Annotated in this window: 21 protein-coding genes and 4 pseudogenes; 10 read left to right on the forward strand and 15 right to left on the reverse strand. The window is 60.0% G+C overall.

Translation table 11 applies throughout. The features are described 5' to 3' along the window. Positions 1-34: 34 nt before the first annotated feature. From DA792_RS02425 to DA792_RS02490, 14 genes are all read right to left on the reverse strand, one after another. On the reverse strand, positions 35-559 hold the full coding sequence (locus DA792_RS02425) for a MarR family winged helix-turn-helix transcriptional regulator (RefSeq protein ID WP_074646876.1): 525 nt from the start codon (positions 557-559) through the stop codon (positions 35-37). A gap of 259 nt (positions 560-818) precedes the next feature. Further along, positions 819-2588 (reverse strand): thiamine pyrophosphate-binding protein, encoded by a 1770-nt coding sequence (locus DA792_RS02430; RefSeq protein ID WP_083351906.1) that lies wholly within the window; start codon positions 2586-2588, stop codon positions 819-821. Positions 2589-2787: 199 nt separating this feature from the next. Next, entirely contained in the window at positions 2788-4257 is a 1470-nt protein-coding gene (locus DA792_RS02435) for an aldehyde dehydrogenase family protein (RefSeq protein WP_439099359.1), read from the reverse strand. Positions 4258-4454: 197 nt separating this feature from the next. After that, entirely contained in the window at positions 4455-5933 is a 1479-nt protein-coding gene (locus DA792_RS02440) for an aldehyde dehydrogenase (protein ID WP_074646879.1), read from the reverse strand. A gap of 90 nt (positions 5934-6023) precedes the next feature. Further along, complete coding sequence (locus DA792_RS02445; protein WP_074646881.1) at positions 6024-7334, reverse strand: TRAP transporter large permease; 1311 nt, start codon at positions 7332-7334, stop codon at positions 6024-6026. Beyond that, on the reverse strand, positions 7331-7855 hold the full coding sequence (locus DA792_RS02450; protein WP_074646882.1) for a TRAP transporter small permease: 525 nt from the start codon (positions 7853-7855) through the stop codon (positions 7331-7333). The genes DA792_RS02445 and DA792_RS02450 overlap by 4 nt, the downstream gene beginning before the upstream one ends. A 75-nt stretch (positions 7856-7930) precedes the next feature. Next, positions 7931-8905 carry a TRAP transporter substrate-binding protein DctP gene (dctP, locus tag DA792_RS02455; protein ID WP_159075139.1) on the reverse strand — a complete coding sequence of 325 codons (975 nt, stop codon included), beginning with the start codon at positions 8903-8905 and terminating at the stop codon, positions 7931-7933. 116 nt (positions 8906-9021) lie between these two features. Further along, complete coding sequence (locus tag DA792_RS02460) at positions 9022-10095, reverse strand: zinc-dependent alcohol dehydrogenase family protein (RefSeq protein WP_074646884.1); 1074 nt, start codon at positions 10093-10095, stop codon at positions 9022-9024. A gap of 93 nt (positions 10096-10188) precedes the next feature. Next, positions 10189-11169: a 3-hydroxyacyl-CoA dehydrogenase family protein gene (locus tag DA792_RS02465; RefSeq protein WP_074646886.1), complete on the reverse strand. Its 981-nt coding sequence runs from the start codon at positions 11167-11169 to the stop codon at positions 10189-10191. Continuing rightward, the gene (locus tag DA792_RS02470; RefSeq protein ID WP_074646888.1) at positions 11169-12671 is read right to left on the reverse strand and encodes a sugar ABC transporter ATP-binding protein; all 1503 of its coding nucleotides are present in this window, start codon (positions 12669-12671) and stop codon (positions 11169-11171) included. The genes DA792_RS02465 and DA792_RS02470 overlap by 1 nt, the downstream gene beginning before the upstream one ends. A gap of 9 nt (positions 12672-12680) precedes the next feature. Further along, positions 12681-13760: a hypothetical protein gene (locus DA792_RS02475; RefSeq protein ID WP_074646890.1), complete on the reverse strand. Its 1080-nt coding sequence runs from the start codon at positions 13758-13760 to the stop codon at positions 12681-12683. Beyond that, positions 13753-15900 (reverse strand): ABC transporter permease, encoded by a 2148-nt coding sequence (locus DA792_RS02480; RefSeq protein WP_074646892.1) that lies wholly within the window; start codon positions 15898-15900, stop codon positions 13753-13755. Before DA792_RS02480 ends, DA792_RS02475 begins: the two co-directional genes overlap by 8 nt. 61 nt (positions 15901-15961) lie before the next feature. After that, entirely contained in the window at positions 15962-16918 is a 957-nt protein-coding gene (locus DA792_RS02485; RefSeq protein WP_159075140.1) for a sugar ABC transporter substrate-binding protein, read from the reverse strand. Between the two features lie 141 nt (positions 16919-17059). Continuing rightward, complete coding sequence (locus DA792_RS02490; protein WP_074646897.1) at positions 17060-18046, reverse strand: ABC transporter permease; 987 nt, start codon at positions 18044-18046, stop codon at positions 17060-17062. A gap of 546 nt (positions 18047-18592) precedes the next feature. On the opposite strand from DA792_RS02490, the gene DA792_RS02495 reads away from it, so the two are divergent. The 3 genes from DA792_RS02495 (at position 18593) to DA792_RS02505 (ending at position 21192) form a co-directional block, all read left to right on the forward strand. Then, entirely contained in the window at positions 18593-19567 is a 975-nt protein-coding gene (locus DA792_RS02495; RefSeq protein ID WP_074646903.1) for a LysR family transcriptional regulator, read from the forward strand. Positions 19568-19625: 58 nt separating this feature from the next. Continuing rightward, positions 19626-20450 carry a universal stress protein gene (locus DA792_RS22625; RefSeq protein ID WP_226946242.1) on the forward strand — a complete coding sequence of 275 codons (825 nt, stop codon included), beginning with the start codon at positions 19626-19628 and terminating at the stop codon, positions 20448-20450. Between the two features lie 541 nt (positions 20451-20991). Next, positions 20992-21192, forward strand: coding sequence for a hypothetical protein (locus tag DA792_RS02505; RefSeq protein WP_074646905.1), 201 nt, complete (start codon positions 20992-20994; stop codon positions 21190-21192). On the opposite strand, the gene DA792_RS02510 is transcribed toward DA792_RS02505, so the two are convergent. Continuing rightward, positions 21186-21764, reverse strand: coding sequence for a hypothetical protein (locus DA792_RS02510; protein ID WP_074646908.1), 579 nt, complete (start codon positions 21762-21764; stop codon positions 21186-21188). The two genes, DA792_RS02505 and DA792_RS02510, sit on opposite strands and share 7 nt — an antisense overlap. Before the next feature lie 144 nt (positions 21765-21908). Between DA792_RS02510 and DA792_RS02515 the strand changes: the two genes are divergently transcribed. From DA792_RS02515 to DA792_RS23430, 7 genes and pseudogenes are all read left to right on the forward strand, one after another. Further along, entirely contained in the window at positions 21909-22223 is a 315-nt protein-coding gene (locus DA792_RS02515) for a hypothetical protein (RefSeq protein ID WP_074646910.1), read from the forward strand. A gap of 100 nt (positions 22224-22323) precedes the next feature. Further along, entirely contained in the window at positions 22324-22698 is a 375-nt protein-coding gene (locus tag DA792_RS22630; RefSeq protein WP_368074468.1) for a lytic transglycosylase domain-containing protein, read from the forward strand. After that, positions 22650-22859 (forward strand): annotated as a pseudogene (locus tag DA792_RS22635) (lytic transglycosylase domain-containing protein); the annotation flags it as partial. The gene DA792_RS22630 and the pseudogene DA792_RS22635, both read left to right, overlap by 49 nt. Positions 22860-22874: 15 nt before the next feature. Then, complete coding sequence (locus DA792_RS02525) at positions 22875-23156, forward strand: TrbC/VirB2 family protein (protein ID WP_074646914.1); 282 nt, start codon at positions 22875-22877, stop codon at positions 23154-23156. A 111-nt stretch (positions 23157-23267) separates the two neighbouring features. Next, positions 23268-23423: pseudogene (locus DA792_RS23420) on the forward strand (VirB3 family type IV secretion system protein); the annotation flags it as partial. Between the two features lie 96 nt (positions 23424-23519). Then, a pseudogene (locus tag DA792_RS23425) lies at positions 23520-25908 on the forward strand (type IV secretion system protein B4). Positions 25909-26111: 203 nt separating this feature from the next. After that, positions 26112-26911 (forward strand): annotated as a pseudogene (locus tag DA792_RS23430) (lytic transglycosylase domain-containing protein); the annotation flags it as partial.

A 26911-nucleotide genomic window follows, 5' to 3' on the forward strand; every position in this document is an offset into this window, starting at 1 on the left:
GCAGATTGATCTTTGAAAGTTTGTCAGGTCCTGGTCAGACGCCCATTCCCTTGGTCGGAGGGACCCGAATCCCCCGACGCACAGCGTCTTTCTCATCCTGTTCGAGGTTCCTGATCATTTTCGCGAGACTGCGCTTCAGGTTAATTTGTTCATCCTTGGTCAGCCCTTCTACCGCAACCTCGTTTGCCTCGATTGCAAGCGGTTCAAGCAGCCCCCGCAACTGCCAGCCCCGTTCCGTCAAAAACGCATGCTGTCGACGCCGGTTTCCCTCGATGTTGCGCCGAACGATATACCCCAACTCTTCCATTTTCGTCAGGGCACTATGCGCTGTCGGCTCCGTCAGATGTGCGCGATCGCTCAACTCACGCTGCGACAGACCGTCCTCCTGCCAGAGGATACGAAAGAAAATCCACTGCCCGAATGTTACATTCTGCGTCGCAAGTCGCATTTGCAGAGAACGGTTAAAGCCGCGGGCCGCCAGTCGCACCAATCGGGCGAGACGCTCATCCGCCTCCGGCAGGTCGTTCAGGTCTTCGGTGCATGTGGATTGATCTGTCATACGCTATACAAAGCAAAATTATCAGGCTTTGCCAAGTGTATCAAATGCCACAGCAGATCGGCACAGCTTCAGAACCCGTATCCCTGGGGAAACAGGTACAATCGCTTCTGCGCCATACGGATCAAGGCGTTAATCCGGGACTGATCTCACCCTGATTTTCGCCTCGATATTTCCGATGGTTTATTTGGCGGAGGCTGGCCCGGATACGAACCAGACCTCCCTTGCGACCGTCCGACCGCAAGCCAGTCTTGAGAACCGCTCACTCGCTCCGGGTCAGACCAGCGACCATATTCGGGTTGTAGCCCGGCTGCACATGGGCGTCGATCACGACGCTTTTGCCCGCCTTGACCATCTCGATGCCCTTGCGCACCGCCTCCACAAGCTCGCCCGCGGTCGACACCGGCCCGATCCCCTCACAGCCCTGCGCCCGCGCAACGGCCGCGATGTCGATATCGGGATCGCCGATCCGCTGGCCGATCCATTTGTTCTCGACCGGACGGTTGCGCTCCACGGCGACACGTTCCTGATGCACCTCGTCATTGTAGAACGACTGGTTGTTGGACACCACCGCCAGGAAGGGCGTGCCGTAATGCGCCGCCGTCCAGAAGGCCGAGGCCGCCATCATGAAATCGCCATCGCCCAGCACCGCAACCGGCAGGCGGTCGCTGTCCTTGAGCGCCAGCGCCGCACCGATCAGCATCCCCGGCCCCGAACCGATACCGCCGCCGCCGTCATAGCCCAGAAAATCGAGCGGATGACGGAAATGCCAGCTTTCTCCGGCCCAGCCGAGCGGCAGGCGCACCATGCTGGCACAGATGCCGTCGAGCCCCTGACCGAGCGCGCCCGCCAGCGTCATGATGTCGAGCGGCGTTTCCTCCGCAGGTGCATCGAACGCAGGTTTGACCGGCAGGTCCGTCGGCGCGTCCCCGGCCCCGACACCCAGCGCATCGGCGAGGGCATGGGTGGCAACATCCGGCGTACAGGCGAGATGCAGGTCCAGTGCCGGAAGCGCCTGATGCTCCATGCCCCAGCCATTGTGCAGCTGGTGATCGAGCGATGCCTGAATCACCCTGGCCTCCAGCTTGCCAGCCAGTTTCAGCGTTCCGGCGAGATCGAGCCAATCGAGGCTCAGAATAACATCCGCCTGACGCAGAACCTCGCCCGAAACATCGTCGATGAAAAAGGACGGCTTGCCGCGATGCTGCGGATGATCGGTCGGGAAGGACGCACCGATGCGAATATCGGTCAGAACCTCAGCCCCCAACGCCTCGACCAGTGCCACGCGCCGCGCCCAGTCCGCAGGGTCGCGCGAGACGCGCCCAGCCAGAACAACCGGCCTTTTCGCCTGTTTCAAAAGCGTGGCCGCCTGCGCCACTCCTTCGGCGGAAGGCGCCGCCGGGAGTGGCGGACTAAAGCGGGAAAAATCAGGCAAGGCGGGGGCCTCGGCATGTTTCTTTTCCTGAATTGACACATCGAAACTGACATAGGTCGGTCCGGTCGGCTCCGTCCGTGCGATCACATCGGCGCGCAGCATAGATTCGAGCGCCGCCTCCATCGAGCCGGGCTGATCGTCCCATTTCACATAATTGCGGATCAGCGCGCCCTGATCGCGGCAGGTGTGCAACCAATCGATCCATGGCCGGCGCAGCGCTGCATCCACCGGCCCCGTCGCGCCATAGACCAGCATCGGAACGCGGTCGCACCAGGCGTTGAAAATCGACATGCTCCCGTGCATCAGGCCCACGTTGCTGTGCAGGATCACGGCCAGCGGCTCTCCCGTCACCTTGGCATAGCCATGCGCGATCGCCACCGCATGTTCTTCGTGCAGGCACAACAACATCTGCGGATCGCGATTGCCGAGCTTGTTCACCAGACTGTCGTGCAGCCCGCGAAAGCTCGATCCGGGGTTCAGTGCAACATATTTGACACCAAGTCCGCGCAGCATCTCGGCAAAGATATCACTGCCCCAGACCCCGGTGTCCTCAGAGGTCACAGGCATTTCGACATCTGTCGTGTTCCGGTCTTTCATTGTGCGTTCCGTTTCTTTCATTTCGTTTGCAAAGCTGGCGCGCAGTGCGGTTTTTGCGCCATTGCTCTTTCGATCCATCAGACATGACCCCGCGATGCGGCAGTTTGTCAGGCCCTCTTTCAGGCCTGCGCGGATGGAATGGCCTCAGACCCGGGCCGACAGGCGCGGGTCTTGTCGCATCTCATTTCACTGCCCTGATTCATTGCCCGGACAGGTTGATATGGACGTTCTTTTCATGGGTGAAGGAAATCAACTCCCCGATCCCCTCTTCCCGGCCAATCCCGGATTGCTTGACACCGCCGAAGGGCGCGCCGAGGAAATGGCGACCGACTTCATTGATCCAGACAAATCCCGCCTCGACCTGTGCTGCCGCACGGTGTGCCGTGACGAGATCGCGCGTCCAGATCGCGCAGGTCAGACCCAGTTCGAGCCCGTTGACCTCACGCAGCATCTCGTCCTCATCGCTCCATTTCCGAACCGCCAGAACCGGCCCGAAAATCTCTTCGCGGGCGATACGCATCTCCGGCGTCACATCCGCGAAAATCGTCGGCGCGACGAAACAACCCTTGGCCAGGGCGCCATCGGTGACGGCATATCCGCCTGTGACGGCCCGTGCCCCTTCGCTTTTGGCGCTTTCGATATAGCCCATCACCCGGTCGAACTGATCCCGACTGACGATGGCCCCCATCGTGGTGTCCGGGTCGGTCGGAATCCCCGGCTGATACCGCGCGATTTTCTCGGACAGGAAGGACAGCACCTCGTCGTGAATATCCTCATGCAGGAAGGCCCGGCTGGTCGAGCCGCAGGACTGTCCGCACCAGCCGAAATTCATCCCCGCCACAATCGCATCGGCGATCTTTTCGGGATGGCTGTCGGCATAGGCGATGAGCGCGTTCTTGCCCCCGAGTTCGAGAAGAACCGGTTTGACCGTGGCACTGGCGCTGCGCATCACCGCGCGGCCTGCGGGCACCGATCCGATCAGCGTCACCTTGGCGACATCGGGATGCTCGGCCAGCGCGGCCCCGGCCTCGGTGCCGCCGGGCAGCACGCTGAACACACCTTTCGGCATCAGCCCGTCGACGATCTCGGCCAGGCGCAGCGCCGACAAAGGAGCCTGAACCGGCGGTTTGATGATGACAGCATTGCCCGCCGCCAGCGGGGCCGCCATTTTGCCGCCGCAGAACATGAACGGATGGTTGAAAGCCAGGATGCGGGCCACGACCCCCAGGGGTTGGCGCAGGGTCATGTTCACACGATCCGGCCCCATCGGGATGGTATCGCCCTTCATCTCGGTCACGAGACCGGCAAAGAAGTCCATCTGCGCCGCCGCAATCGCCGCATCGCCACGCATTTCCGTATAGGGATTGCCGCAATTGGCCGCGTCGATCATCGCCAGCTCATCGCCGTGTTTGCGCAGAAGCGCGGCGATTTCCTTGAGAATGCGGCTGCGCTCCAGCGGCAGCACGTCGCGCCATTCGAGAAACCCCTGATGTGCGGCGGCGACAGCCGCATCGACATCGGCCTTGCCCGCCGTGGCCACAGCCCCGAGCGACTGTCCGTTGGCCGGATTCATCGTATCGTCATAAGTGCCGTTGCCAGGCGCGTGCCAGCCTCCGCCGAAATACAGATCGGTATGTTTCGGCAGCGCCTGTGCGATCTCCTGTGCGATCTCTGGGTTCAAACTGTGCGACAAGATTATTCCTCCCGTATTTTTCCGACAATTAGCTTAGATGTCTAATAATTGTCAAGCGACCGAGCCTGTCGAAAACACCCGGCCAAAGCTCTCTTTTGTGCGTTTTGCGAAGACGGCCAACGCTTTATGGCTTCGTCTTCGAAGGCCTGCGCGGGCCTCTCATCGGACCGATGTTATTGCATCACAAAGGGGTTTTTCGTCTCTGCCTCATAGGACAGCCAGACGGATTTGGTTTCGAGATACTGGTCGATGGCCTCGATCCCGTTTTCCCGCCCGAACCCCGACGCCTTCACACCGCCGAACGGCATGAGGAAACTGGCAGCCCGGTAGGTGTTGACCCAGACCGTGCCAGCCCGCAGCCGTTTCGGAGCCACAGTCGCGCGTTTGATACTGGAGGTCCAGACACCGGCCGCGAGCCCGTAGTCCGTGTCATTGGCGATCTCATAGGCCTCTTCGTCGTCCCTGAAGGAGATGAGAGAAACCACCGGCCCGAAGACTTCCTCCTGCGCGATCCGCATATCGTTGCGGACATCCGCAAAGACCGTCGGCTCGACGAACCAGCCGTTTCCGCATTCCGGCTTCTGGGCAAGCGCCCCGCCCAGAACGCAGCGCGCGCCCTCGGATTTCGCGATCTCGATATATGACACGATCCGGTCGAGCTGTGGCTGCGTGGTCACCGGACCGACCTGCGTCGTCATTTCCATGGGATCGCCCATTCGCGCCGTTTTTGCAGAGGCGACGAATTTGTCGAGATAGGCCTCGTAAATGCTCTCATGCACCAGAAGACGCGAACCCGCGATACAGGTCTGTCCCGTCGCGGCGAAAATCCCGGCGATCCCTCCGGAAACAGCAGCATCGAGATCGGCATCGGGGAACACGATCTGCGCGGATTTCCCCCCGAGTTCCAGCGTCAGCCGCTTGAAGGTGGCGGCGGCATTTTCCATGATCTTCTGCCCGGCGGTCTCCCCGCCGGTGAAAGCAACCTTGGCCACTTTCGGATGGGTCGTCAGCCGGTCGCCTACATCCTGACCGAATCCCGTCACCACATTGACCACGCCTTCGGGGAAGCCCGCCTCACGCACCAGAGCCGCGAATTCGAGGGCCGAGGCCGAGGTGTGTTCCGACGGTTTGATCACCAGAGTGCATCCGGCGGCCAGCGCCGGTGCCAGTTTCCAGACCATCAACATGAGCGGGGAATTCCACGGCACAATTGCCGCGACGACCCCCACGGGCTCGCGCAGGGTGTAGGTAAAGGTGTTCGGCTTGTTGATCGGAATGACAGCGCCGTTGATCTTGTCCGCAAGGCCGCCATAGAAATAGAGCCATTGCGAGATTCCCCGCACTTGCCCCTCAATCTCGGCCCGCAGCTTTCCGTTGTCGCGCACCTCGACAGCCGTGAGACTGTCGGCGTCCCGTGCCACGAGATCGCCGAGTTTGCGCAACAAGGCGCCCCGTTCCGTGGCCGAAAGTTTTCCCCATGCACCGTGATAGAGCACGTCATGTGCCGCCTCCACAGCCTCATCGACATCGCGCGCATCGCATTTCGGAATCTCGGCCCAGGGGTCTCCGGTAAAGGGATTATAGCTCTGAAAGCTCTCGCCCGAGGCGCTGTCCTTCCATGCGTTTCCGATGAACACCTGATATTTCTTCATGCTATTTTCCATTGTCATACTCCATCCCGTTTGTCTTTTCTGGCCCGTTTCACTTTGTCGGCCCGGTTGTGGTGGTTGGATGTCCGCCCCTCAAATTAGGGAGGGAACAAAGGTCGTCAGGCCCGGCATCAACGCGAGTAGGACCATGCCCAAGACGAACAGCGCAACAAACGGCCAGGCAGCGCGAAAGACTGTCGAGAGAGAGCCCTCTCCCCACGCGCTTTTCAGGGCGAACAGCGTATATCCGAAGGGCGGGGTCATACCGCCGACCGTGATGTTCACTAGGAACAGAAGCCAAAACCAGATCGGGTCGTAGTGGAAGGTCTCGATGATAGGCAGGTAGATCGGGATGACGATGAGCATCAGCGCGATCTGGTCGACGAACATACACAGAACAAAGGGCAGCACCATCAGCAGGATCAGCATGGTCCAGGACGACACTTCCAGAGCGACGATCCATTCCGTCAAAGCCGTCGCCCCGCCCGAGAAGGCCAGAAGCTGACTGAACAGCTTGGAACTTGCCATGACGATGAGGATCATCGCGGACACTTGCGCAGAGGCCCCCAGGGATTCCGCCACCATCCTTACACTCAGGTTCCGGTAAATCGCAGCCGTGATCAAAGCCCCCAGAACCCCCATGGCCCCCGCTTCGGTGGGCGTGGCAACACCCATAAGGATAAGCCCCATCACCAAAAGGATGATGATGCTGAACGGCAGCAGTTTGAGCAGCGCCAGCACAACCTCTCTGGCACTCGCCCGACGGGTCGCATCTTCCGTCATCGGCGCCAGTTCTGGATTGCGCCATATCCGAAAGAACACATAGGCGGCAAACAGCGAGGCAAACATCAGACCCGGAACGATCCCCGCAATCAGAAGACCCGCGATGGAGACCCCGGACAGGGTGCCGATGATGATCACAAGAACACTGGGCGGGATCAGCGGCGCAAGGCTGGCCCCGGCAAGGATGGTCCCGATCGACAGGCGCGCGTCGTAGCCCCGTGAAATCATGCCGGGCAACAGCGAACGTCCGAGCATCGCAGCAACCCCCATGGCCGCGCCTGACAGCGTGCTAAACACGGTGGCGAGCACAATCGACAGGATATATTGCCTCCCCCGAACACGCCCGACCAGCGTGTCGATGGACTGGAACAGAACCTCGACCGCTCGGCTGCGAAAGAGCAGTTCGCCCATCAGAATAAAGAGCGGAATGGTCACCAGAGAGGAGCTTGTTGCGGTTTCAAAGAAACTGCCCGAGAACATCCCGAACCCTGCGGGGCCCAGCAAAAGAACCGTCGCCCCGAGATTGACCACAAGAAAGGCCACGAACACCGGCATGCCACTGAACATGGCAAGCAACAACAGGCCGACGCCGGCGAGAACAGCAGGAATTCCCTCGATCATTTGCCCGCCCCTTTCACGCCATGAAAGCTGTCACCCAGCGCCTGTCGCAAAAAATACACCCCGGAATTGAGCATCCCGAACAGGATGAAGGCATAGAGCGTCCATTTCGGCACCGGAACCGTCGTCAGCGTGACCGTACCGCGCAGGAACAGGCGATGTGTTTCCTGCCAAAAGATATATCCGACCCAGAGGCAGACAGCCGCCCCGACCGCAAATCCCAGACGCCGCAGAACCTCGGAGCTGCGCTCCCCCAGAAGATCGAGCAGGATCGAAACCGAGACATTGCCTTCGAGGCGTGTCACATGCGGGATAATGAGGAAAACGGAAATTAGAAGCAGGAAAGACACGAAATCGCTCGCCCATTTCGTCGGAGCGTCGAAAAAATATCGCATCACAACCTCATAGGCGAAAATCACCACGATGGACATGAGCGCCAGAGAGCCCAGCCAGAACCCGGCACTGACCAGGGCATCGTGACCGGACAGAAGCGCCCTGAAAACGCGTCGTAAAAAATTCTTCATAGTGAGCTCCGAAACCACCCCTTGTTTCTGGTTTTGGATCGTCCCCGCAGGGGAACGATCCTTTCGTTTGTGCATTCAGCCACCGATATTCGCCTGCGCCGCCATGTCCCGAATTTCGGCGATGTCCTCTGGGTTGATGGTCGCCGACAAATCCAGAACGCCCTCGAACCAGGCGCTTTTGAGATTGGCGGCGATGTCCTCCTGAAAATACGTGGCCTCCATACCTTCGGCCACAAGCGTGGCCTCTTCCTTGGCTGCGAGATCGTCGAAAATCCCGGAGCTGACCGTTTCGTAATGCCGCGCGGCCGTCTCGATTTCGGATTGCGTTGTTTCATCGAGCCCGTTCCAGGTTTCGAGATTCATCAACAGCATATGGCTCACCTGCCCGAAGGTCGGGCGCACGAAATACCCGGCCACTTCGAACCAGCGGTAGTTCACGGCGCCGACGGCGGGCCACCCTGCACCGTCCACCACACCGCGTTCCAGCGCAGGGTAGATTTCCTGTGCAGGCAACACCGCCGGAGATCCGCCGAGTTCCTCGATCACCGGATGATAAAGCGGAGTGCCGCGAATGCGGCGTCCGGCCAGAGCGTCATCGCCGAGCGGTTCCTTGAGAACCATGTGAAACCCGTTTCTGTCATAGAAGACAGCGATCAGTTTCAGGCCCATTTCCTGATATTGACGATCCGCGAGATCCCAGATGCCGGAGGCGTGAAGCTCCTCTGCGGACCCGCTGAGCGCATCCAGCGACATGCCGACCGCGATATCGTTATAGTGATAGCCGCCATTGGTATACAGCAGGTCGAACAAACCTTGCGACACAGGGTTGAATTGTTCGAACGGCGGGATGGTTTCCGGCCCGAAGCGGCTAAGCTTCAAGTCAGCCGTGGTTTCCTCCTCAAGATATTCCATAAACGGCATCAGCACCTCACCGACAGCGGCATAGCTCTGATCCCAGCTCGACAGGACTTTCAAATCTTGCGCCATGGCCCCCATCGTCACCGGCATCAACGCAGCCGACATGCAAAGGCCTTTCAGAATGGTTTTCATGTTTTTCCTCCCTGTTTTAATGATGGACGACGCCGTATCCGGTCGTTTCGGACCTGGATAAGTGGCGTTACGCCCTTCTCGAAATTCAACGCCCATTGCGTTTGCGCGATCCCCCGTCAAAAGACGATCACACCTTTTCCCGAGGCCTGCCTGTCCAGCAGCTCATAGGCTTTTCCAGCCTGATCGAGTGTCCAACGATCCGAAAAGATTGCGTCCACCTCGACACCACGATCAACCGAGAATATCGCACATTCCTCCATGATATTCGTCGAAAAGGTGAACGACCCCTGCAAGGAAATCTGCCGAAAGATGACATCCGAAGCGAAATCGACCACGGGCGGCTTGCCAAGACCGACGAAAACCGCCGTGCCCCAAAGACGCAGACACTTGGTCGCCCCTTCGATGGCCTGCGGCGCGCCCGAGGTTTCAAGCGAGAAATGCGCACCCCGTCCATGGGTCAGTCCCCTGATCGCCTCGACCGCATCCACCTCCGCCGGGTTGATCGTCTCAGCGGCACCGAACTGTCGAGCCATTTCCAGACGCTCCTTGTTGACATCCAGCGCAATGACCCGCGCGCCCAGGGCGGCGGCGAATTGCGTGCCCGACAAGCCGACCGGTCCTTGACCGAAGATCGCAACCGTATGACTGGCATTGGGCTGAATTTTTCGCAGCGCCGCATAGGATGTGCCCGAACCGCAGGCAATCGCCGCCCCCGCCTCGAAGGACAGTTCGTCAGGCAGGGTGACCAGCGTATGTGCCGCACATTTCATGTATTGCGCATGCGCCCCATGAGCGGTCCAGCCGTAGATATCGGGCACCATGCCCTCGCACATCTGCGGCCATCCTGTCCGGCATTGATCGCAGACATGACAGCCGGAATAATGGTGGATCATGACCCTCTGGCCGATGCGGGCGACACGATCGCTGACACCTGGACCGATTGCGACGACGACGCCACAGGGTTCGTGCCCGGCGATTTTCGGCCCGGTGTCGCGCATGGTCTCATAGGGCTTTCCCTTCGCCAGCTCCCGAAAGGCCCGGTCGTCCGAAGGGGCCCGGTAGCCATGCAGATCGCTTCCGCACAGCCCCGATGCCTTGACTTCGATGACCACTTCTCCCGGCCCCGGCGTCGGATCGTCGAATTCCATGATCGCCACTTTGCGATCCCCCGGAAAGGTCACTCCACGCATAACATTCTCCCATATGCTCTATCCTGAACTCTCGGTTTCAGGACATGTTTTCCATCAAGCGGCGCGCCACTCCGAAATTTCAGATCACACGTTTCAACGCACATTCAGCCGCTCCACAGGACCGGCCTCGCGCAACCAGTCGAGGAGCGCGCGCAATTGCCGGTCCCGCTCTTCTGTGACTTGGTCCACATCGTCTTCGAACCTGTACCAGCCCTGCCCCGTCGCGGCACCCAGATGGCCCTGATCCACAAGATCGCGGAGCACCTTGCGTCCCGCGTAGTTTTCGTCTCCCGTCTGGTGAAACAGCGACTCCGTCACGGCCAGCGCGGTCTTTTTCGAGACGATCAGATCCTCGGTCAGAAGCGGCCCCCAAAGGGCGAGGCGCGGCCCCAGGCTCAAGCGCACCGCCGCGTCGATATCGTCTCGGCTGGCCAGGCCTTCGTCCATCAGGCGGTAAATTTCCGTCAGCATGGCAAACTGGATCTTGTTGATGAGAAAACCGGGCCGCTCCGGGCAGGCCACGCCGACATGGTCGATGCTCTGGACGAAAGCACGGCCCCATGCGACCAGTTCCGGCGGCGTGAACGCGCTGTGGATGATCTCGATCACCGGAATGATATGCGCTGGCGTGATGTAATGAATTCCCACCATCCGCTCCCGCCGCGACATCCCAGCCGCGATATCCGAGATCAGGAACGACGAGGTGTTTGTCGCCAAAACCACATCCGGCGGACACAGGCGATCCAGCTCTTCGAACACCGCCTGCTTGGTCTCCAACACCTCCTGAACGACCTCATGCACCATGAAGACACCGGCCACCGCCGTCTTGAGAGACGCCTCGGTGCTCACACGGCCCAGAATGGCCTCGACCGTCAAAGTGTCGTCGGCCAGTGTCGCGGCAATGGGCCGCGCGCGCTCGGCATAGCTGTCGAGCATGGCGGTTTGGCTGTCGCAGAGCACGACCTCATAGCCGTGTCGCGCATAAAGCGTCGCGATCACGCAGCCCATGAACCCGGCCCCGACAACACAGATGCGCCCGCCTGCGGGGGGATGTGTCCCGAACCCGAACGCCATCAGTGCACCGCCGCATACATGATGCGTTCCTCTGTGGCTTCTTCCGGGGTGAACTCCTCGACGATGCGCCCGCCCCGCGACACCAGAATACGGTCCGACAGGTTCAGGATTTCAGGCAGGTAAGACGAGATCACCACAATCGCGATGCCCTGTTCGGCCAGATCGTTGATCAGCTGGTGAATCTCCGAAATCGCCCCGACATCGACGCCCCGCGTCGGCTCATCGAAAAACACGACTTTCGGCTTTTGGACAAGCGCCCGTGCGATCACCACTTTCTGCTGATTGCCGCCGGACAGTTCGATGACGCTCGCATCGGAATCGATGGCCCTGATGTTGAGCTTGTCGCTCCAGTCCGCCGCCATAGCCTTCATCTCGGCATAGCTCACGAAGAGGCCCGGGCTTACATTGGCCGCCTGGGCCGCCCGATGGATATTCTCTGCTATCGACATGCTTTCATAAAATCCTTCTATCTTGCGGTCCTCGGTGACATAAACGATCCCGTCCATCACCGCGGGCCGGGGCGTGCGGTAGCGAACCGGCTTGTTCTCAAGCCTCACCTCGCCGCCGTGAAAGAAATCGCGTTTATAGATGCCGCAGACGACCTTTGCGGTTTCGCTGCGCCCCGATCCGATCAGGCCGAAGATGCCGGTGACCTGCCCGCCATAGACCGAGAACGAATTGTTCTTGACGATCTTCGACATCGACAGGTTCTGAACGGACAGAACCTTGTGGCCGGGGGGACGGATCTTGTCCTCGCCATGGCTGTGGTAAAGCTCGTCGGACAGGCTGCGCCCCACCATCGCCTGAACGATCATATCGCGGTCGAACCGGTCCGCATCGTCGCTGATCACCAGCTCACCATCACGCAAGACCGAGATCCGGTCGGCAATGCTCAGCGCCTCTTCGAGCGCATGGGTGATGAAGATCACCGCCACCCCGCGCGCCTTGAGATCGCGGACCAGCGCAAAGAAATGCCGTTTTTCCTCGGGCGTCAGCGTCGCGGTGGGTTCGTCGAAAATGATGACGCGGGCCTTTTGCCGGACGGCGCGGGCAATCTCCACCATCTGTTTCTTGGCTGCGCCCAGGGTCGCCACATCGGCCCAGGGATCGACCTGAAAGTTCAGCGACTGCATGAATTGCTGCGCCGCGATGTAAATCCCGCGCAGCCGGTTGAAGAGCTTTTCCTCCCCGAGAAAAAGATTTTGCGCAACCGTCATGCTGGGGACGAGGCTGGTTTCCTGAAACACCATCGCCACGCCTTCGGCCAGCGCCTCTCCGGGTGTCGCAAAGGACACCGCCTTGTCGTCGAGCCGCATTTCGCCCGCCGTCGCCTGGGTGACGCCCGCCATGATCTTGGTCAGCGTCGATTTACCGGCGCCATTCTCGCCCAGCAGCGCATGCACTTCTCCGGGAAGAAGCTTGAAATCCACGTTCCGGATCGCGGGAATACCTCGATATTCCTTGGTCACGGATCGCATTTCGATAAGTGGTGATATCTGCATGGTGGTCACCTATAGTTTCGCACGGACGACAACATCGCCGCCCTTGGACGTCATGAGCAGGCCGTCACGGGACGGCAGACAACTGGTCACGCCGTGGCGCACCCCGTTTGCGCGGGAATGCAGGCTCTCTTTTGCATGGCCCGCCGGGTCCAGACGCAGCACGATGCCGAGCGAGCGTGACGGCGCCCATGGTTTGAGTTCTCCGAGTTGCTTGAGACTGCCGCCTTGCAACGGTTCCAGATAAGAGGTCGGAGCATGCAGTGACGGCGCGATCCAGTATTCCGGCTCGATGGTCGCGATCATGCGCTGTCGGTATTCGTCCTCGCGCAGAACGAATTCGATCAACTGCGTCCGCGGTGCAAAGAGAGTGAGCCACAGGCCCTCTCCCTCCGCGTCCCGCACCAGACGCCCCGGATACCCGGGAAGCTCCGCGAGCATGACCTTGGTCCGCCCGTCCGCGCCGATCCGCAACACTTGATGGCGCCAGCTTTCCGACACGATGACACTGTTCTCCTCGGCCGCCACGATCCCGTAGGGGAACGCCAGATCCCGGCACAGGCAGGTTGCTGCGCCAGCCGCGAGATCGAGTTTCCAGACAGAGCCGCTAGCCCGTTTCGTCATCAGGTCGAGCTTCCAGTCGCCCATCCGGTTGTCCTGACTTGCCAGGCACAAAAGGAGTGTGTCCGGGTCGGTGAAAACGGCGGCGGACGGGGCGACGATCGGCATGCCGTTCAATTGCGTCCCCTCCCAGCCGTCATGACGACCACCGCGAATGAGCACCCGACCCTCGTCGAGCCCCACCGCCAAAGCTCCGCTGTCGTCGCTTGCAAGGCATGTGATGTCGCTGGACGCGCTCCAGATCACATCGGTTCCGCCCTCCGGCGTCAGACGCAGCAACCGCTCACGACTCGACAGCAAGATGCCATCAGGGGTGGACAGGATGTTGTCTGGGGCTTCCAGAGAAGCAAGCGCCTCTGCCTCGTCGATCCGCGTGTTCGGTCGCAGCGCCCCGTCCATCGGGGGCAATGTGGTGGCCGCGCTGCCGCTGCCCCGAAATCGGTCCAGTGTCCGGGAGAAAATGTTACTCATCGGTTTTGTCTCCCTTGTCTTGCTTGTCTCCCCAGTAATGTTTGATGCCCGTCCACTCGGGGTCCGCACCCGGAAGGTCGTAAACCCCGATCCGGTCGTTGAAGAGCCCCCCGAGATAGAGCCTGCCCTTGTGTTCGCGCATTGAGGTGATCGAGGGGTGCTTGACCCCGTCGCGATCCCACAGCACATCAAGGATTTCGCCCTCCAGGCTGAACTTGAACAGACAGCCCGCATTCATGTTTGGATACATCCATTCGTCCGCCGCCACGCGGTAGACCATGCGCCGCCGGAACTGTGGCATCCGCTGAGCGAGATCGAATGTCGGCGACCGCATGCCGATGACGGCACACCAGAAGGACCCGTCCGAGGCACGGTTGATATTGTCCGGGTAGCCCGGCAGATCCGGGATCACGACTTCGGTCTGCCCCTTGCGCGGGCCCGCGTACCAATAGCGACTGATCCGACAGCCCCAGGTTTCGGCAAAGAGGAAGGATTCATCGTCGCCAACCATCGTGATGCCATTCGGGAACTGAAGGTTCGACAGAACGGTCCGGGACGAGCCGTCGTGCGGGTCGTAGCAGATGATCCGACCATTGCCGCGCGATTCCAGCGCATCGAGAATCCAGTCGTGAATCTCGTAGCGGATGGTGGCTTCGGAAAAGAAAATCCGACCGTCCGGCGCGATGTCGAGATCGTCGGCGAGCCGCATACGGGAATCGTCGATCACCGAGAACAGCGAGCGGTTGGTTTCGTCCGAAAGTTTGACCGGCTTGCGGTCCTTGGTGACTTTGTAAAGCCCCATTCCCCCGACACAGACCACAAGCTCCTGATCCCGATTGAACGCCATGCCAAGCGGCTGCCCCCCGATATGGACATAGACCTCGTGCCGTTTGTAATCCGGGGCAAAGAACCGGATCACATCGCCATGACGGCTGCCGCAATAGAGGTTGTCGTCTTCATCGAGAATAATGTCTTCCGGCCCGTCGAGCTCGCCCAGACCGATTGCCTCCGCCGACGACAACCTGTCGTTGACCTCGTAAACCGACGACGAGCCTTCCACCGTTTCGGGACAGGGCGGAAGCGCGAAATAGGTCGGGGACACATAGGCCCGGTTCAGGATCTTGAGCCGGTTCTTGACCCATTTGACGTCGATCGCCACGGCGGCCAGAAGAATCAGCCCCAAAACGAGTTCGCTTGTCCCGGTGCGCAGCCCGAGCCGCACCAGCGCATTGGTCACCAGCACGACGATCACCGTGCCGATAATGGCCTTGGCCACAGACCCACGGCCACCGCCAAGGCTGTTGCCGCCGAGCACCGCCGCCGTCAGGATCACAATTTCGAGTCCGACACCGACAGAGCCGCCTATGCTGCCGAGGCGCGAGGCATAGAACAGCGCCCCCGCCGCCGTCAGAACGCCGGACATCACATAGGTCTGCGCCACGATCCGCTTGACCGGCAGACCCACATTATAGGCCGAGCGGCGCGAGCCACCGACCGCACTCAAATGCCAGCCGAAGCGCATGCGCGTCATCAGGATATGGATCATCACCGCGACAATGGTGGCAAATACAAGCGAGACCGGCACCCCCATGACACTGGCCAGCCCCAGATAATCCCATGCCGGCACCGCCGTGTCGGAATAGGAAGCCTGGACCCCGTAGTTCAGCGACAAAAGTTCCACGATGGCGCGCAGCAGGATGAGCGTCACCAATGTGGTCAAAAACGCGCGCAGACGCATGTAGCCGATAAGCAGCCCGTTCAACATCCCGACGAGCCCGCCGAGCAGCAGGACCGCAGGGATGACGACAATCAGCGGCATGCCGAGCGCATTCACCAGATAGAGCCCGGCGAAATTGCACAGGGCGAAATTAGACCCGACACTCAGGTCGATTCCCCCGGCCTTGAGCACCAGCGTCATGCCGATGCAGATGAACATGTATTCCCCCAGAACACGGGCAATCGTCGACAGGCTCCCGATGGTGAAGAACCCCGGTATGATCGTGGAAAACACGGCGATGGCGAGGACCAGGAAAAGCACCGGGATCGCGTTGTCGACCCAGTTCTTGGCCAGAATTTCGCCAAGCAGATGATCCGGGACATAGCGATACCGCCAGCGCTGATACGTTTCGTTTACGCTCATTCAACTTACTCCGAAGATATGCGCGGCCGCAGCACACAGGCATACGACCGCGTCCGGGGGCTCAGTCGCCCGCCTTGATCCCGTCCAGCGTCCAGCAGGATGCGGGGCCCACCGTGTCCGGTGTCAGGATCTTGTTTTCCGTATAAAGACCGAAGGGCTGCGATCCCGGTTCGGGCCGGGTCTGCAACAGGATCTGGATGGTTTCAGCCAGTTGATTCGCCTGATCGCGGGTGTCCACCTTGACATAGGACGCAAACGCGCCGCTCTCGAGGTTCGTACAGCCGAATTGCTGATTGCCGCCGCCTGTTGAAATCAGTTTGACCTGCTCCGTCAGCCCGGCTTCGCGAATGGCCGCCGCGATGCCGACATCCATATTGTCCCACAAGCCGATGAAGGCGCAGAGATCGCCATGTTGTTTGAGAATGGTCGAGGCGATCGAGCGCGCCTTGGACGCGTCCCAGTCGGCGGCCTGATTGGAAACGATCTCGATATCCGGGTACTCCGACAGGGCATCCTCGACGCCTGCAACGCCCAACTGGTTCGGCGGCGCCGTGACCGGCCCCTGCACCACGGCGACCTTGCCCGAGGTTCCCTTGCCGCACATCCGGGCGGCCTCCTGCGCCGTTTTCACCCCGACATCGTACCAGTCCCCGCCGACGAAGGCGTCGGAGTTGACCGGGGTCTTCAGGTTCATCTGGATCACATTGATGCCCGCATCCATCGCCCGGCGAATGAGCTTGGCATAGGCCTGCATATCGTTGTTGTGGACGATCAACACATCGGGCTTTTCGTTGATGAGCTGTTCGATGGCCTGGGCCCCGGCATCGACATTCCAGTTGGGATCGCGGATCGTCAGCTCATACCCGAGCCGCTCTGCATCCCGTTCAACGGCCGCCATCCAGCCCTGTGTCAGGTCGAACCCCATCGTGATCGGAACGAAAGCGACCTTTTTGCCTTCCAATGCCTTGTGATAGTCAAAGATCAGGCCGTCGTTCGGGCGCTCCGCCATCGCTGGCATGGAAACCCCTAGGGTCGCGCACAGAACGGCTGTGACACCGAGCGCCTTTGTCAATCTGGACAGTTTCATGTTTCTCCTCCCATGAGACTTGTTGTGCTTTTTTTCGATTATTGTTGGGTGTTGTTTTGGCCTGTAAGCGCCTCAGATATCCCCCTGTTGAGAGGTCTGTTCATCTCTGGGGTTGAGCACCGAGTCGACAATGATCGCCAACAACAGAATGAGGCTCTTGATGATGTTCTGCGCGGAATAGCTGATGTTCATGATCGTCATGCCGTTCAGCAGCAATCCGATCAAAAGCGTGCCTGAAAGAACATTGCGTACGCTGCCCTTGCCCCCGGCCAAACCGATCCCCCCGATCACGACCACCAGAATGATGTCGTAGATCATCGTCGAACTGGCCAGTTTGGTGTTCACGGAGGACACCGTCATCGCCATGATCAGACCAGCACAGAAGGCGATGAACGCCGAACTGCTGTACATCAGGACCTTGATGGGGCGGATCGGGATACCGCTGTTGCGCGACGCCATCGGGTTGTCGCCGATCGCATAGACGAACGCCCCGTAGCGCGTCAGGCGCAGCCCGACGAAAGCGGCACAGGCGACGACCAGGAACAGCACGACGGGCATCGGCAACGCCGCGACGCTCCCCGTCCCAAGCGAGGCCAGCCAGCCAACATCGCCGCTGATGAAAATATTGTCGCTCGGCACCAGCGCGAAACGCCCGAGCCCGGTAATGACGGTGGCCATGGCGAGCGTGGCGAAGATATCCGGGATTTCGACATAGGCCACGAGGATGCCGGTGACCGTCCCAATGGCCAGCGCCAGCAACAGCCCCAACAGCAACGCCAGTTCGATCTGCATCCCGCCGGTAAAAAGGACAAAGGACCATCCGGTGGAAAACACCATGACCGCAACCATCGTCAGGTCTATGCCCCGTCCGATGACGACCCCGGCCATGCCAATGGCCAGAATACCCAGCATCGAAACATTCTGTAAAAGCGACACGAGATTCGACACCTGAAAGAAGCTGTCGAGTGTCAGCGAGAAAATCACGAAAAGCGCCCCGGAAATGGCAAGCACCATTTGTTCCTGGTTCAACGAGAGCCTCGTTTTTTGATGTGCAGTCATGGCGGCTTCCTCCCCAAGCCATGCCCCTGCCCTCGTCGCATCTTCATGTGCGATCGTTTCAGAGCGGGACCCAAAATAATGTCATGCCTGACAATCCCGGGCGAATGTCTGCATTCATCCCGACAGGCGTCATGTGTCGTCCGTATCACCTGACAGAGGCGATGCCCTCCTTGCCATCCTCCCTGTCGCAAGCCTTTGGCAAGATCGTTGTGCGGCGCCAACCGGACGCGTCATTTTGTCGTCTTGTTTGTTTTGCTGCCCGTATCTTTGGGATCGGGCGATATTTTGTCTAATATCAACTTCACAAAAATACATATGAGATAGATTATGAATTAGAGTTCTCATAGTACGACATCCATGACACCCCCACCCATACGGGAGAACGGATATTCCCTTGGAAACATCGACCGCCCGCCAAGCCATCACCGACACCGCCCGCGAACACGCGCCCGACGCGTGTTCGCGAATAACCTTCGCAAAATCGTTCCCCTGCCGGGACATCTCGGCCTGCCAATACCGACTGAAACCTGAAACCGGACCGAAGCCATGACACAACAGCCGAAACATGTCCCTCTGCCACAGGAGTTTCTGCATTCCAGAAACCTGACGTTGCATAAACTCAATGTATTTTGCATCGTTGCCAAATATTCCAGCGTGACAAGGACCGCCGAACATCTAAACATTGCCCAGCCGGCTGTTACGGCGCACCTGCGCAGCCTCGAAGAAAGTCTCGGAACGCAACTTGTGCGCAAGGCCGGGCGCAATATCGAACTGACCCAAGCCGGCGAACGGGTCTATTCCTGGGCAACCGAGGTCATGCAACGCAGCACGGAGATGTTTCTTGATCTGGAGGATATCCGTCAGGGTATCCTTGGAGAAACCAAGATCGCAGCCACAATGGTCGTCGGAACATATAAACTTCCAGATATCATTATCCGGTTTCACAAGGAGTATCCGACCAGCAAGGTCTGCATGTCGATGTCCAGCCCCCGCCTCGCCACCGAGGCCGTTCTCTCCGGCGACTGCGATTTTGGCGTCGCCCTGATTGACCCTAACCAGGACACATCGCGGCTTGAAATCGAATTGCTCTGGAAAGAACCCCTCTTCCTTGTTGCGGCCCTGAACAGCAGCTTCGCCGGAAATGTCGCAAGCCTGTCGGACCTCGCCTCCCTGCCGTTCGTCACCCCCCGCAAGGGACAGATCGCCCGCGAACTCATTGACGAGGCCCTGCGCACCGCGGGCGTTGTCCGCACAAACAGCGTCCTGGAATTCGGGCATCCTGAACCGATCCTGAGCGCCATTCGCGCAGATATCGGTGTCGGCTTTGTGTTTCAGAGCGCCGTGCCCGCCAACCCGGAAAAAGACGGGCTTCGCATCGTGCAGACACCGGAAATCGACATCGCCATCCCTCTGTTCCTGATCCATGACAAGAAAATGGTCTTCTCCGCGCCGCAAACCGAACTGATCTCGGAAATCCGCAATACGTTTGCGAATTTCGGACGGGAAACCACAAAATCATAGACCTCTAAGATTATGTCGTCTAAGGTTTCGGAAATCATTTTCGGACTGTGAGGACATCGTGACCATTAAAAACATCCTTCTCGCCCACACTGGAAGCGCGGGATTTCCCCATAGCCTTCGTCACGCCGTGAAAGTTGCAAAACGCCATGAAGCATGGCTGACCGGCATTTATGGCGGACCGTCGTCCTATTTCGATCAGGTGCTGGGTCTGACCGAAGACCTCCACGACAAGCTCAAGACGGTGAGAGCCGCAAAAATCGAGGGCTCGCGGGAGTTGTTTCAGCAGGAAGTGGAAGCCGCCGGGATCGAAAATCGCGCCCGTTTTCTCATGCCCGAGGTCATCGGCAAACTTTCTCTGGCAGAGATCGCCCGGAATTTCGACTTCATCGTAACCGGCTATCCTCCGAAACTTCCCACGGATGAATACCGGGCCGTCAGCCCGGATGTGATGGCGCTGCAAAGCGGTCGCCCCGTACTTGTGGTGCCCGATGACTATATCTCAGAAGGGCTGGCCAATCATGTGCTGGTCGCATGGGACGGCAAACGGGCCTCCGCGCGTGCGCTGAGCGACGCCATGACCGTGCTCGAAGATGCACCGAAGAAGGTCTCGATCCTGACCGTCGGCGATGTGCTTCACGAGATGCCCACAGGCACCGATATCGTGACCCACCTCGAACGCCACGGCATACAGGCGGAACACATCCTGCGTCCCCGATCGGGACGAAAAATCGCGGAGATCATCGAAACTACGGCTTCTGAAATCGGCGCACAGCTGATCGTGATGGGCGCATACGAGCACAGCAAGTTTTCGCAGGATCTGTTCGGCGGTGTCACCCACCATGTAATCCGCACCGCCAAAGTGCCAGTGTTCATGTCGCACTAAAAGAATGCCCCCTACATGCATGTTTTATGCCAACAACAGGACAGTTAGACAAAGCGGAACGAGACGACATTTCGTTCATATTAACCACTAAGAAGTGGCTCTATGGATGCCCGCCAGCGCGGGTCTACCCCGTCTTGATAAGACGCGCGATGCTCGTGAATCACATCCGGACTCGTGCGCCTTAGCCGCGCGGACAGCACAGAGAATAATCTGCAATTGTAACATATATTTAGCGTGACTGCATGTCGCGCATAATGTCCATTCCACAGTCGTCAAATTGAGCAACTGTGTTTGTATTGAACATGCAGGAGCTGAGACGCGCGTTTTCTTAGTCATGACGAACTTACTAATCTGTCCAACATGAGTCGAATTCATATGGCAAGGAGGAGAACGCAAAGTTCGCTTCATCCATTAATTTATTGGAACGTATCACAAAATTCTTGGAGGGTGACCCGACCCTCTTGTTCACAGAGCGCTATATAGGCCTTTTATCATACCCCTGCGCGCTCATGCGCACATTTTATTTGTAAGCAGTATTTTTATGGGTAAAAAGAAGATCGGAAGGCCCTTTCAGGAAGGCTATTTCCTCTCAAAGCAAGTCGAAACCCACGTCTTCACGGACTACCGTTGGAACGATGGCACCACCAGCCGTCTCTGGCATTTTGACCCTGACCAATATGACCCGTCGGCCATTTACATCCGCCCTTTTTCCCTCAGCGATCCTGATGAGAGCGATCAATAAGCAAACCACTCCGAGTGGCCCATGTTGCCCTCATAGTCGCCGTATTCGACCATGATGCTGCGAAGAGAGAATTCACCTGAGCGTCGCCTCGTGGGCAACTCGATCACTTGGCCACTTTGAGAGACGAAACTGTCAGGCCATGACCGGCTTTCTCGTCGCGCGCGCTGGAGATAGGTGCAGGTTCGGTTCTCCCGATCGCACGATTTCACGGACCAGTTCCACACACGCCCATCCTCATTGGTGTCATATGAGCTTCCAGTGAACCAGATCACATGGGTCCGGTTCAGCCATTCGTATTCCGGCAGGTTGGTGTCGAGCTCACCCTCCCCGCCGGGCCCGCCCAGCTCGACCGGCACATGGGCAAAGGTGCAGACCCCGAAGGGCGGCAGGCTCGGCCAGGGCGTGATGCGGCGGATCATGGTGCGATAGGCCCGTGCGCAGACCGCGCTTGGCGGGAAACCACCCGCCATGCAAAGCATGATGGCGCAGTCGATATCATAGGCCCGCGCCTTCTCAGGGGTGCCGAACGCCGCCATCACACCCATCACCGCAGCCATCGCCTGTCGCTTCATGTCGCTCACCAGCCTTGTTTCGCGCGAAAGTTGCGCGAACTATCGCGCAATTTGTATTTATCTGCAATATGTCGTATTGACTCCATATGACTTTATGGCCTTAGTGTCGTGAAGTAGAAGGGCTCTCATGGGGAGAGTCCGAACATGCCGATAGCGCGCAACCAAATTTTGATCACCATCGATGGTGTAAAAGACCTTTTTGAGAAGGGCGTTGCATTCCGCTGCCGGTATGAACTCGTGGGGTTCACGGACGATGGCAAGCCGCGCTACCAGTGCATCTACCTGCGGATCGGCGAGCCGGAAGCCATTCTCGTCTCCACGAGAATTACCCCGCACGGGCCCGAGCCGCGGTATTTCAACATCTGGCCGGGGCTCTTTAAACATCATCTCGAGTTCGGTGACGGGCGCAATCTGTGCTTTGGCCCTGACTACAGCATCACCCTCGAGGAGTGCGGCTGACGTCATCGCTTTTGCGCGCGATGGCACTGTTCGGACGTCAGGTTGGACCTTCCACGGCGAAAAACCCGCCTGGGCAGGGCTGAACGACGGCGCTGAACCCGTGGTTTCATTTCCACCTCAGGAGGCTACACCGACTTCGGGGCGCACAGAGATCCTCAATTTGATCCTGGCCACCGCAGATCGCCACGAGGGCAATCGCGCCCTGCGGCAGGTTGGTCTGGGCCCGGATGATTGGCAGGTCCTGTTCCGCGCACTGGTCGAAGCTGAAAGCAGCTACAACCCGACCGCCGTAAGCCCCAAGGGCGCCTATGGTCTCGGCCAACTGATGCCGGATACCGCCCGTGCTCTCAGCGTCGATCCGCGCGATCCTCCCAGAACCTCGACGGCGCGGCGCGCTATCTCCTCGCTCAACTCGCCACGTTCAAGGACATCGACCTTGCGCTCGCGGCCTACAATGCCGGTCCTCACCGCGTGATCCAATACGCGGGCGTCCCACCCTTCTCCGAGACGCGTGCCTACATTGCGCGCATTCACCGGATACAGTCTCGGCTGGCGGGGACGCCTACGAACAAGCCAAGCTTCCGCCTCGCGACCAGCCTGCCAGAGCGCGCACCGGTCCTCATTGATTTTCAGTAATTAAAGGAACTTCGCATGCTTCGACATCGCCTCAGCCGCCTTTTGCCCACCGCTACAACCTTGACGATTCTCTCGGCACCCGCTTTCGCGCAAGACTTGTCGCCGATCCAGACCATGCTGGAAACCGTCGAGGCCGCTCTCACCGGTCCGATCGGGATCGCGGTCGCGACGCTCGCGGTCATTGGCACCGGCTTCATGTGTATGATGGGAAGGCTCAACTGGGGCTGGTTCGCCTCGGTCATCATCGGGATCGTGCTGATCTTCTCGGCCGGCACCATTGTCGACGGCTTCTCGTGACATTCCGGCAAAATAGCATCCTACGAGCGACCCGAACGCGTTGTGCTGCGCAAACGCTGCCTCGGGTCCCTCTCCGGACACACAATTTCTTCTAAGCCGGAATATCACCCAATGGCAGAACGATCCCCCCTGTTTCTGGGCCTCGCCCGTCCGCCCAAGTATCTGGGTCTCCCTGTCGGATACCTCGTGGTGCTGGCGACAGGGGTCGTTCTGCCGTTCATCTGGACCAAGTCCATGGCCTTCTTCCTGATCGGCCTCGTCGCCTATCCGATCCTCTGGTTCGTCGCCGACCGCGAGCCGCATTTCTTCGAGGTGCTGCGCGTCTCCTATGGATCGGTGCGCCCGACGAAGAACCGGGCCTGCATGGAGGCGACAGCTTTGGCGCTTGATGCAGGCACACTTTCCACTCACGGAACGGCACTCCTTCAGGCTGGCGGCGGGGAGTTCGCGCGGGAGAGCTATCTCGCCGAACACCTGCCGTATTTTGCTCTCGCCGATGACGATGTCATGGTCCTGCGCGAGGGCGATCTGATGGCGACCCTGCGCCTCGACGGGCTTAACCCGATGACCACTGAGGACGCCCGGCTCGATGCGCTCAAACGCGCGGTCGCAGCCATCGTCGCCCAGACCGGTAATGCCTTTGGTTTCTACATCCACCGGATCTCAGTCCCGCAGGATCTCGGGATGCGCCCTATCGAGGGAGACAGCTTCGCCGCCGCGATCGACACGCGCTGGCAGGCCCATGTCAAAGACCTGCGCCCCGCCAAACGCCAACTTTATCTCAGCGTGATTCGGCGGCCTGACATCTCGGCCCGTATTCCGCTCCTGCGCGCGCTGGCCCGCAGGGCCTGGGTCAAGGACCGCGCGACACGCCTGCAGGAGCTGAACGAGGTCATGGGCTTTTTCGAGGTGGCGCTTGCGTCGGCCAACCCAGTCAGACTCACGAAGTCCGGTGGTGAATGGCTGGGCTATCTCAATACCCTGAACGCGGGCAGCTTCTCCCCATCGCCTTCGGGCATAGCGCCCTGCCCTCTCGCATACCTTGAGCAATTGCCGCGCGACCTTTGATGGCGAAGTTGTCACCCTGACCGATGCCGTGACCGGTCGGGTCAAATACGGCGCTCTCTTTTCGATGAAGTCCTACCCCGCACTCACCGACGTCACACTCCTCGACGCGCTCGACCTGCCGCTGGATATCGTGCTGACGAACTCCTTCAGTCCGATCCCGAACAACATCATGGCCGAACGCATCCAGCGCATCATCCGTCAGATGCATGCCTCCGACGATGCCGCCGTCTCTCTGCGCGAACAACTGGGCCAGGCCGCCGATGACCAGGAAGCGGGCCGCATCGCCTTTGGCGATCATCACCTCTCCATCGCCGTCTACGCCCCGGACCGCGACACGCTCGAACGCGCCGCCGCCCAGATCAAACGCGTTGGCCAAGAGATCATGTCGGTGATCGTGCGCGAGAACATGGCGCTTAAAGCCACCTACTTCGCACAATCTCCCGGCAACTTCGGCTACCGCGCCCGCAAGACGCCGATTTCCTCGATCAACTTCGCGATTTCGCGGCACTTCACGGCAGCGTCGAAGGGCGCGGGCCGGATCAGTCGCCTTGGGGTCAGACCATTTCGGCCCTGCCCACGGTCGGCACCTCGGGCTATCGGTTTCAATTTCCACGAGGCGGGCGGCCCCGGCAAGGAACCAACGGTCGGCCATACGCTTGTGCTCGGTCGCACCGGCACGGGCAAGACGCTGACCACCGCTTTCCTCGCAGCCCAAGCGCAGCGGGTCGGCGCGCGGCTCTTTTTCTTCGACAAGGATCGCGGCCTCGAAATGGCGGTTCGCGCCTTGGGCGGGCGCTACAACGAGATCCGCGCGGCGTACCGACAGGGCTGAATCCGCTCGCCACCGAGACAGACGAGCGCGGCCGTGCCTGGCTTTCGGACTGGCTGGCGACACTCCTCACGCGCAATGGCACACTCACCGGCGAGCAATCCCGCCATATCCAGAGTGCGGTCGGCCAGAACGCCGATGCGGGCGCGGCGCTGCAGCGCTTTGTCAGTTTCGAGACGCTGTTTCAGTCGCTCGATGATGATGGCGAGCTGCAGTCCCGCGTCGCCGAATGGGCGCCGGGTGGACGTTACGGATGGGTTTTCGACGAGTCCGAGCGCGGCGCGGGCCTCAAGCTCACAGGCGACATCGTCGGGTTTGACATGACCGAGATCCTCGACATGACCACCGAGCGGATGGCGGTGCTCTCCTACATTTTCCGCCAGATCGAACGCGTGGTCGAAGACCGCCGCCCCACCATCATCGTGCTCGACGAGGCCTGGAAGCTTCTGGACGATCCGTATTTCGGGCGCGGCTGGAAAACTGGCTGGTGACGCTGCGCAAGATGAACTGCGTCGTGATCATGATGACGCAGTACCCGAGCCAATTGCGCGACAGCCGCGTCGGCAAGACCATCGTCGAGACCGTCCCGACCCAGATCCTCTTCCCCAACGATCGCGCCACGATCTCGGACTATGACTTCCTGCGCGTGAACGCCAAGGAGGCCGCCCTTCTGGTCCAGCCCACCATCGGCCAGCGCATCGCGCTTGTGCGCTCGGCGGGCGACAGTGTCTTCGTCGATGCCGATCTCTCTGCCTTGGGCAACCTCCTCCCCATCCTTGGCGGCGCGCCACCGGCGAAGCCCGCGTACGCGCCGATTGGCGCGCCAATCCCGATTTCTGGAGACATGTGATATGAGTCTGAAACCCCTCCTTGCGCTTTGTGCGGCCGCAAGCCTGCTGGCCGCTTGCGAGAAATACACCGAGAAAACCTCACCCTGCTTTGGTCGCAATGGCAAGCCGCAGGTGACCCGGTCCGCGCTTTCCTTCTCGATCATGGGCGTACCGGCTCAGGAGACGGCCAAAGCCCGACTGTACCTTCGAGCCCCCTGCCCGTCCGGAATGAGCCGTGCCGCGATCATATCTGCGGGCTCTGCCTCGGCCTCAGCGCCCCTGCCCGCGCTCGCCCAAGGCGTGCCGACGCAGGATAATTCCGCGATTGGCCGCGCTATCGCGCGGGTAACGGCGCTCGCCGAGGATCTGGGCGTTCAGCAAGACAAGGACCGCACCGAGTCCACGCTTGCGGATGTCCAAGCCGACCAGCTGCGCGTCCTCGAAGAGATGACCGCGGCGATCACCGGTCCCGGCTTCGATATCCGCGCGCTCGAGGGCAATGCGAATTTCGGGGTGGCGGCGGTCTATCCAATACCGATCCCAGCCCGATGAACAGCCGCCTTTTCGGAGAGGGCCGGGAGACGGTCGAGATGATGATCGTCGAGGTCGCGGGCGAGTTCGCAGGCGCCCCGGGTGTGACCCGGGCCGGTCTCTCGGCCACCCAGTGGCGCTGCCTCTTCCAGGCGCTGATCAAGCAGGAGAGCCGCTTCAACGTCACAGCACAAAGCCCCGTTGGCGCCTATGGGCTGACCCAAACTCATGCCGGAACCGCGCCGACCTCGGCGTCGACGTTATGATGTGAAAGACAACCTCCGCGGCGGCGCGCGTTACATCACCACCCAGCTCAATCGCTTCGGCAACATCCCTCATGCGCTTGCGGCCTATAACGCAGGCCCGGGCCGGGTGATCGAATATGGCGGCGTTCCGCCCTTTGCCGAGACCCAAGGCTACGTCCGCAATATCTCGAAATTCTACAACGAATACCTGGCTGTCGTGGGCGGTGCCGACGCGCTCGGCACACTCTCTCC

The organism is Celeribacter baekdonensis (assembly GCF_003047105.1).
GTDB lineage: Bacteria > Pseudomonadota > Alphaproteobacteria > Rhodobacterales > Rhodobacteraceae > Celeribacter > Celeribacter baekdonensis_B.

Excerpts from the sequence above, each read along its gene's own strand:
- DA792_RS02450 (WP_074646882.1), bottom strand. The coding sequence starts at position 7,855 with ATGAAGAATTTTTTACGACGCGTTTTCAGGGCGCTTCTGTCCGGTCAC.
- DA792_RS02460 (WP_074646884.1), bottom strand. The coding sequence starts at position 10,095 with ATGCGTGGAGTGACCTTTCCGGGGGATCGCAAAGTGGCGATCATGGAA.
- DA792_RS02475 (WP_074646890.1), bottom strand. The coding sequence starts at position 13,760 with ATGAGTAACATTTTCTCCCGGACACTGGACCGATTTCGGGGCAGCGGC.
- DA792_RS02445 (WP_074646881.1), bottom strand. The coding sequence starts at position 7,334 with ATGATCGAGGGAATTCCTGCTGTTCTCGCCGGCGTCGGCCTGTTGTTG.
- DA792_RS02495 (WP_074646903.1), top strand. The coding sequence starts at position 18,593 with ATGACACAACAGCCGAAACATGTCCCTCTGCCACAGGAGTTTCTGCAT.
- DA792_RS02430 (WP_083351906.1), bottom strand. The coding sequence starts at position 2,588 with ATGAAAGACCGGAACACGACAGATGTCGAAATGCCTGTGACCTCTGAG.
- DA792_RS02480 (WP_074646892.1), bottom strand. The coding sequence starts at position 15,900 with ATGAGCGTAAACGAAACGTATCAGCGCTGGCGGTATCGCTATGTCCCG.
- DA792_RS02490 (WP_074646897.1), bottom strand. The coding sequence starts at position 18,046 with ATGACTGCACATCAAAAAACGAGGCTCTCGTTGAACCAGGAACAAATG.
- DA792_RS02465 (WP_074646886.1), bottom strand. The coding sequence starts at position 11,169 with ATGGCGTTCGGGTTCGGGACACATCCCCCCGCAGGCGGGCGCATCTGT.
- DA792_RS02515 (WP_074646910.1), top strand. The coding sequence starts at position 21,909 with ATGCCGATAGCGCGCAACCAAATTTTGATCACCATCGATGGTGTAAAA.
- DA792_RS02425 (WP_074646876.1), bottom strand. The coding sequence starts at position 559 with ATGACAGATCAATCCACATGCACCGAAGACCTGAACGACCTGCCGGAG.
- DA792_RS02525 (WP_074646914.1), top strand. The coding sequence starts at position 22,875 with ATGCTTCGACATCGCCTCAGCCGCCTTTTGCCCACCGCTACAACCTTG.
- dctP (WP_159075139.1), bottom strand. The coding sequence starts at position 8,905 with ATGAAAACCATTCTGAAAGGCCTTTGCATGTCGGCTGCGTTGATGCCG.
- DA792_RS02470 (WP_074646888.1), bottom strand. The coding sequence starts at position 12,671 with ATGCAGATATCACCACTTATCGAAATGCGATCCGTGACCAAGGAATAT.
- DA792_RS02510 (WP_074646908.1), bottom strand. The coding sequence starts at position 21,764 with ATGAAGCGACAGGCGATGGCTGCGGTGATGGGTGTGATGGCGGCGTTC.
- DA792_RS02440 (WP_074646879.1), bottom strand. The coding sequence starts at position 5,933 with ATGAAGAAATATCAGGTGTTCATCGGAAACGCATGGAAGGACAGCGCC.
- DA792_RS02505 (WP_074646905.1), top strand. The coding sequence starts at position 20,992 with ATGGGTAAAAAGAAGATCGGAAGGCCCTTTCAGGAAGGCTATTTCCTC.
- DA792_RS02485 (WP_159075140.1), bottom strand. The coding sequence starts at position 16,918 with ATGCCAGCGATGGCGGAGCGCCCGAACGACGGCCTGATCTTTGACTAT.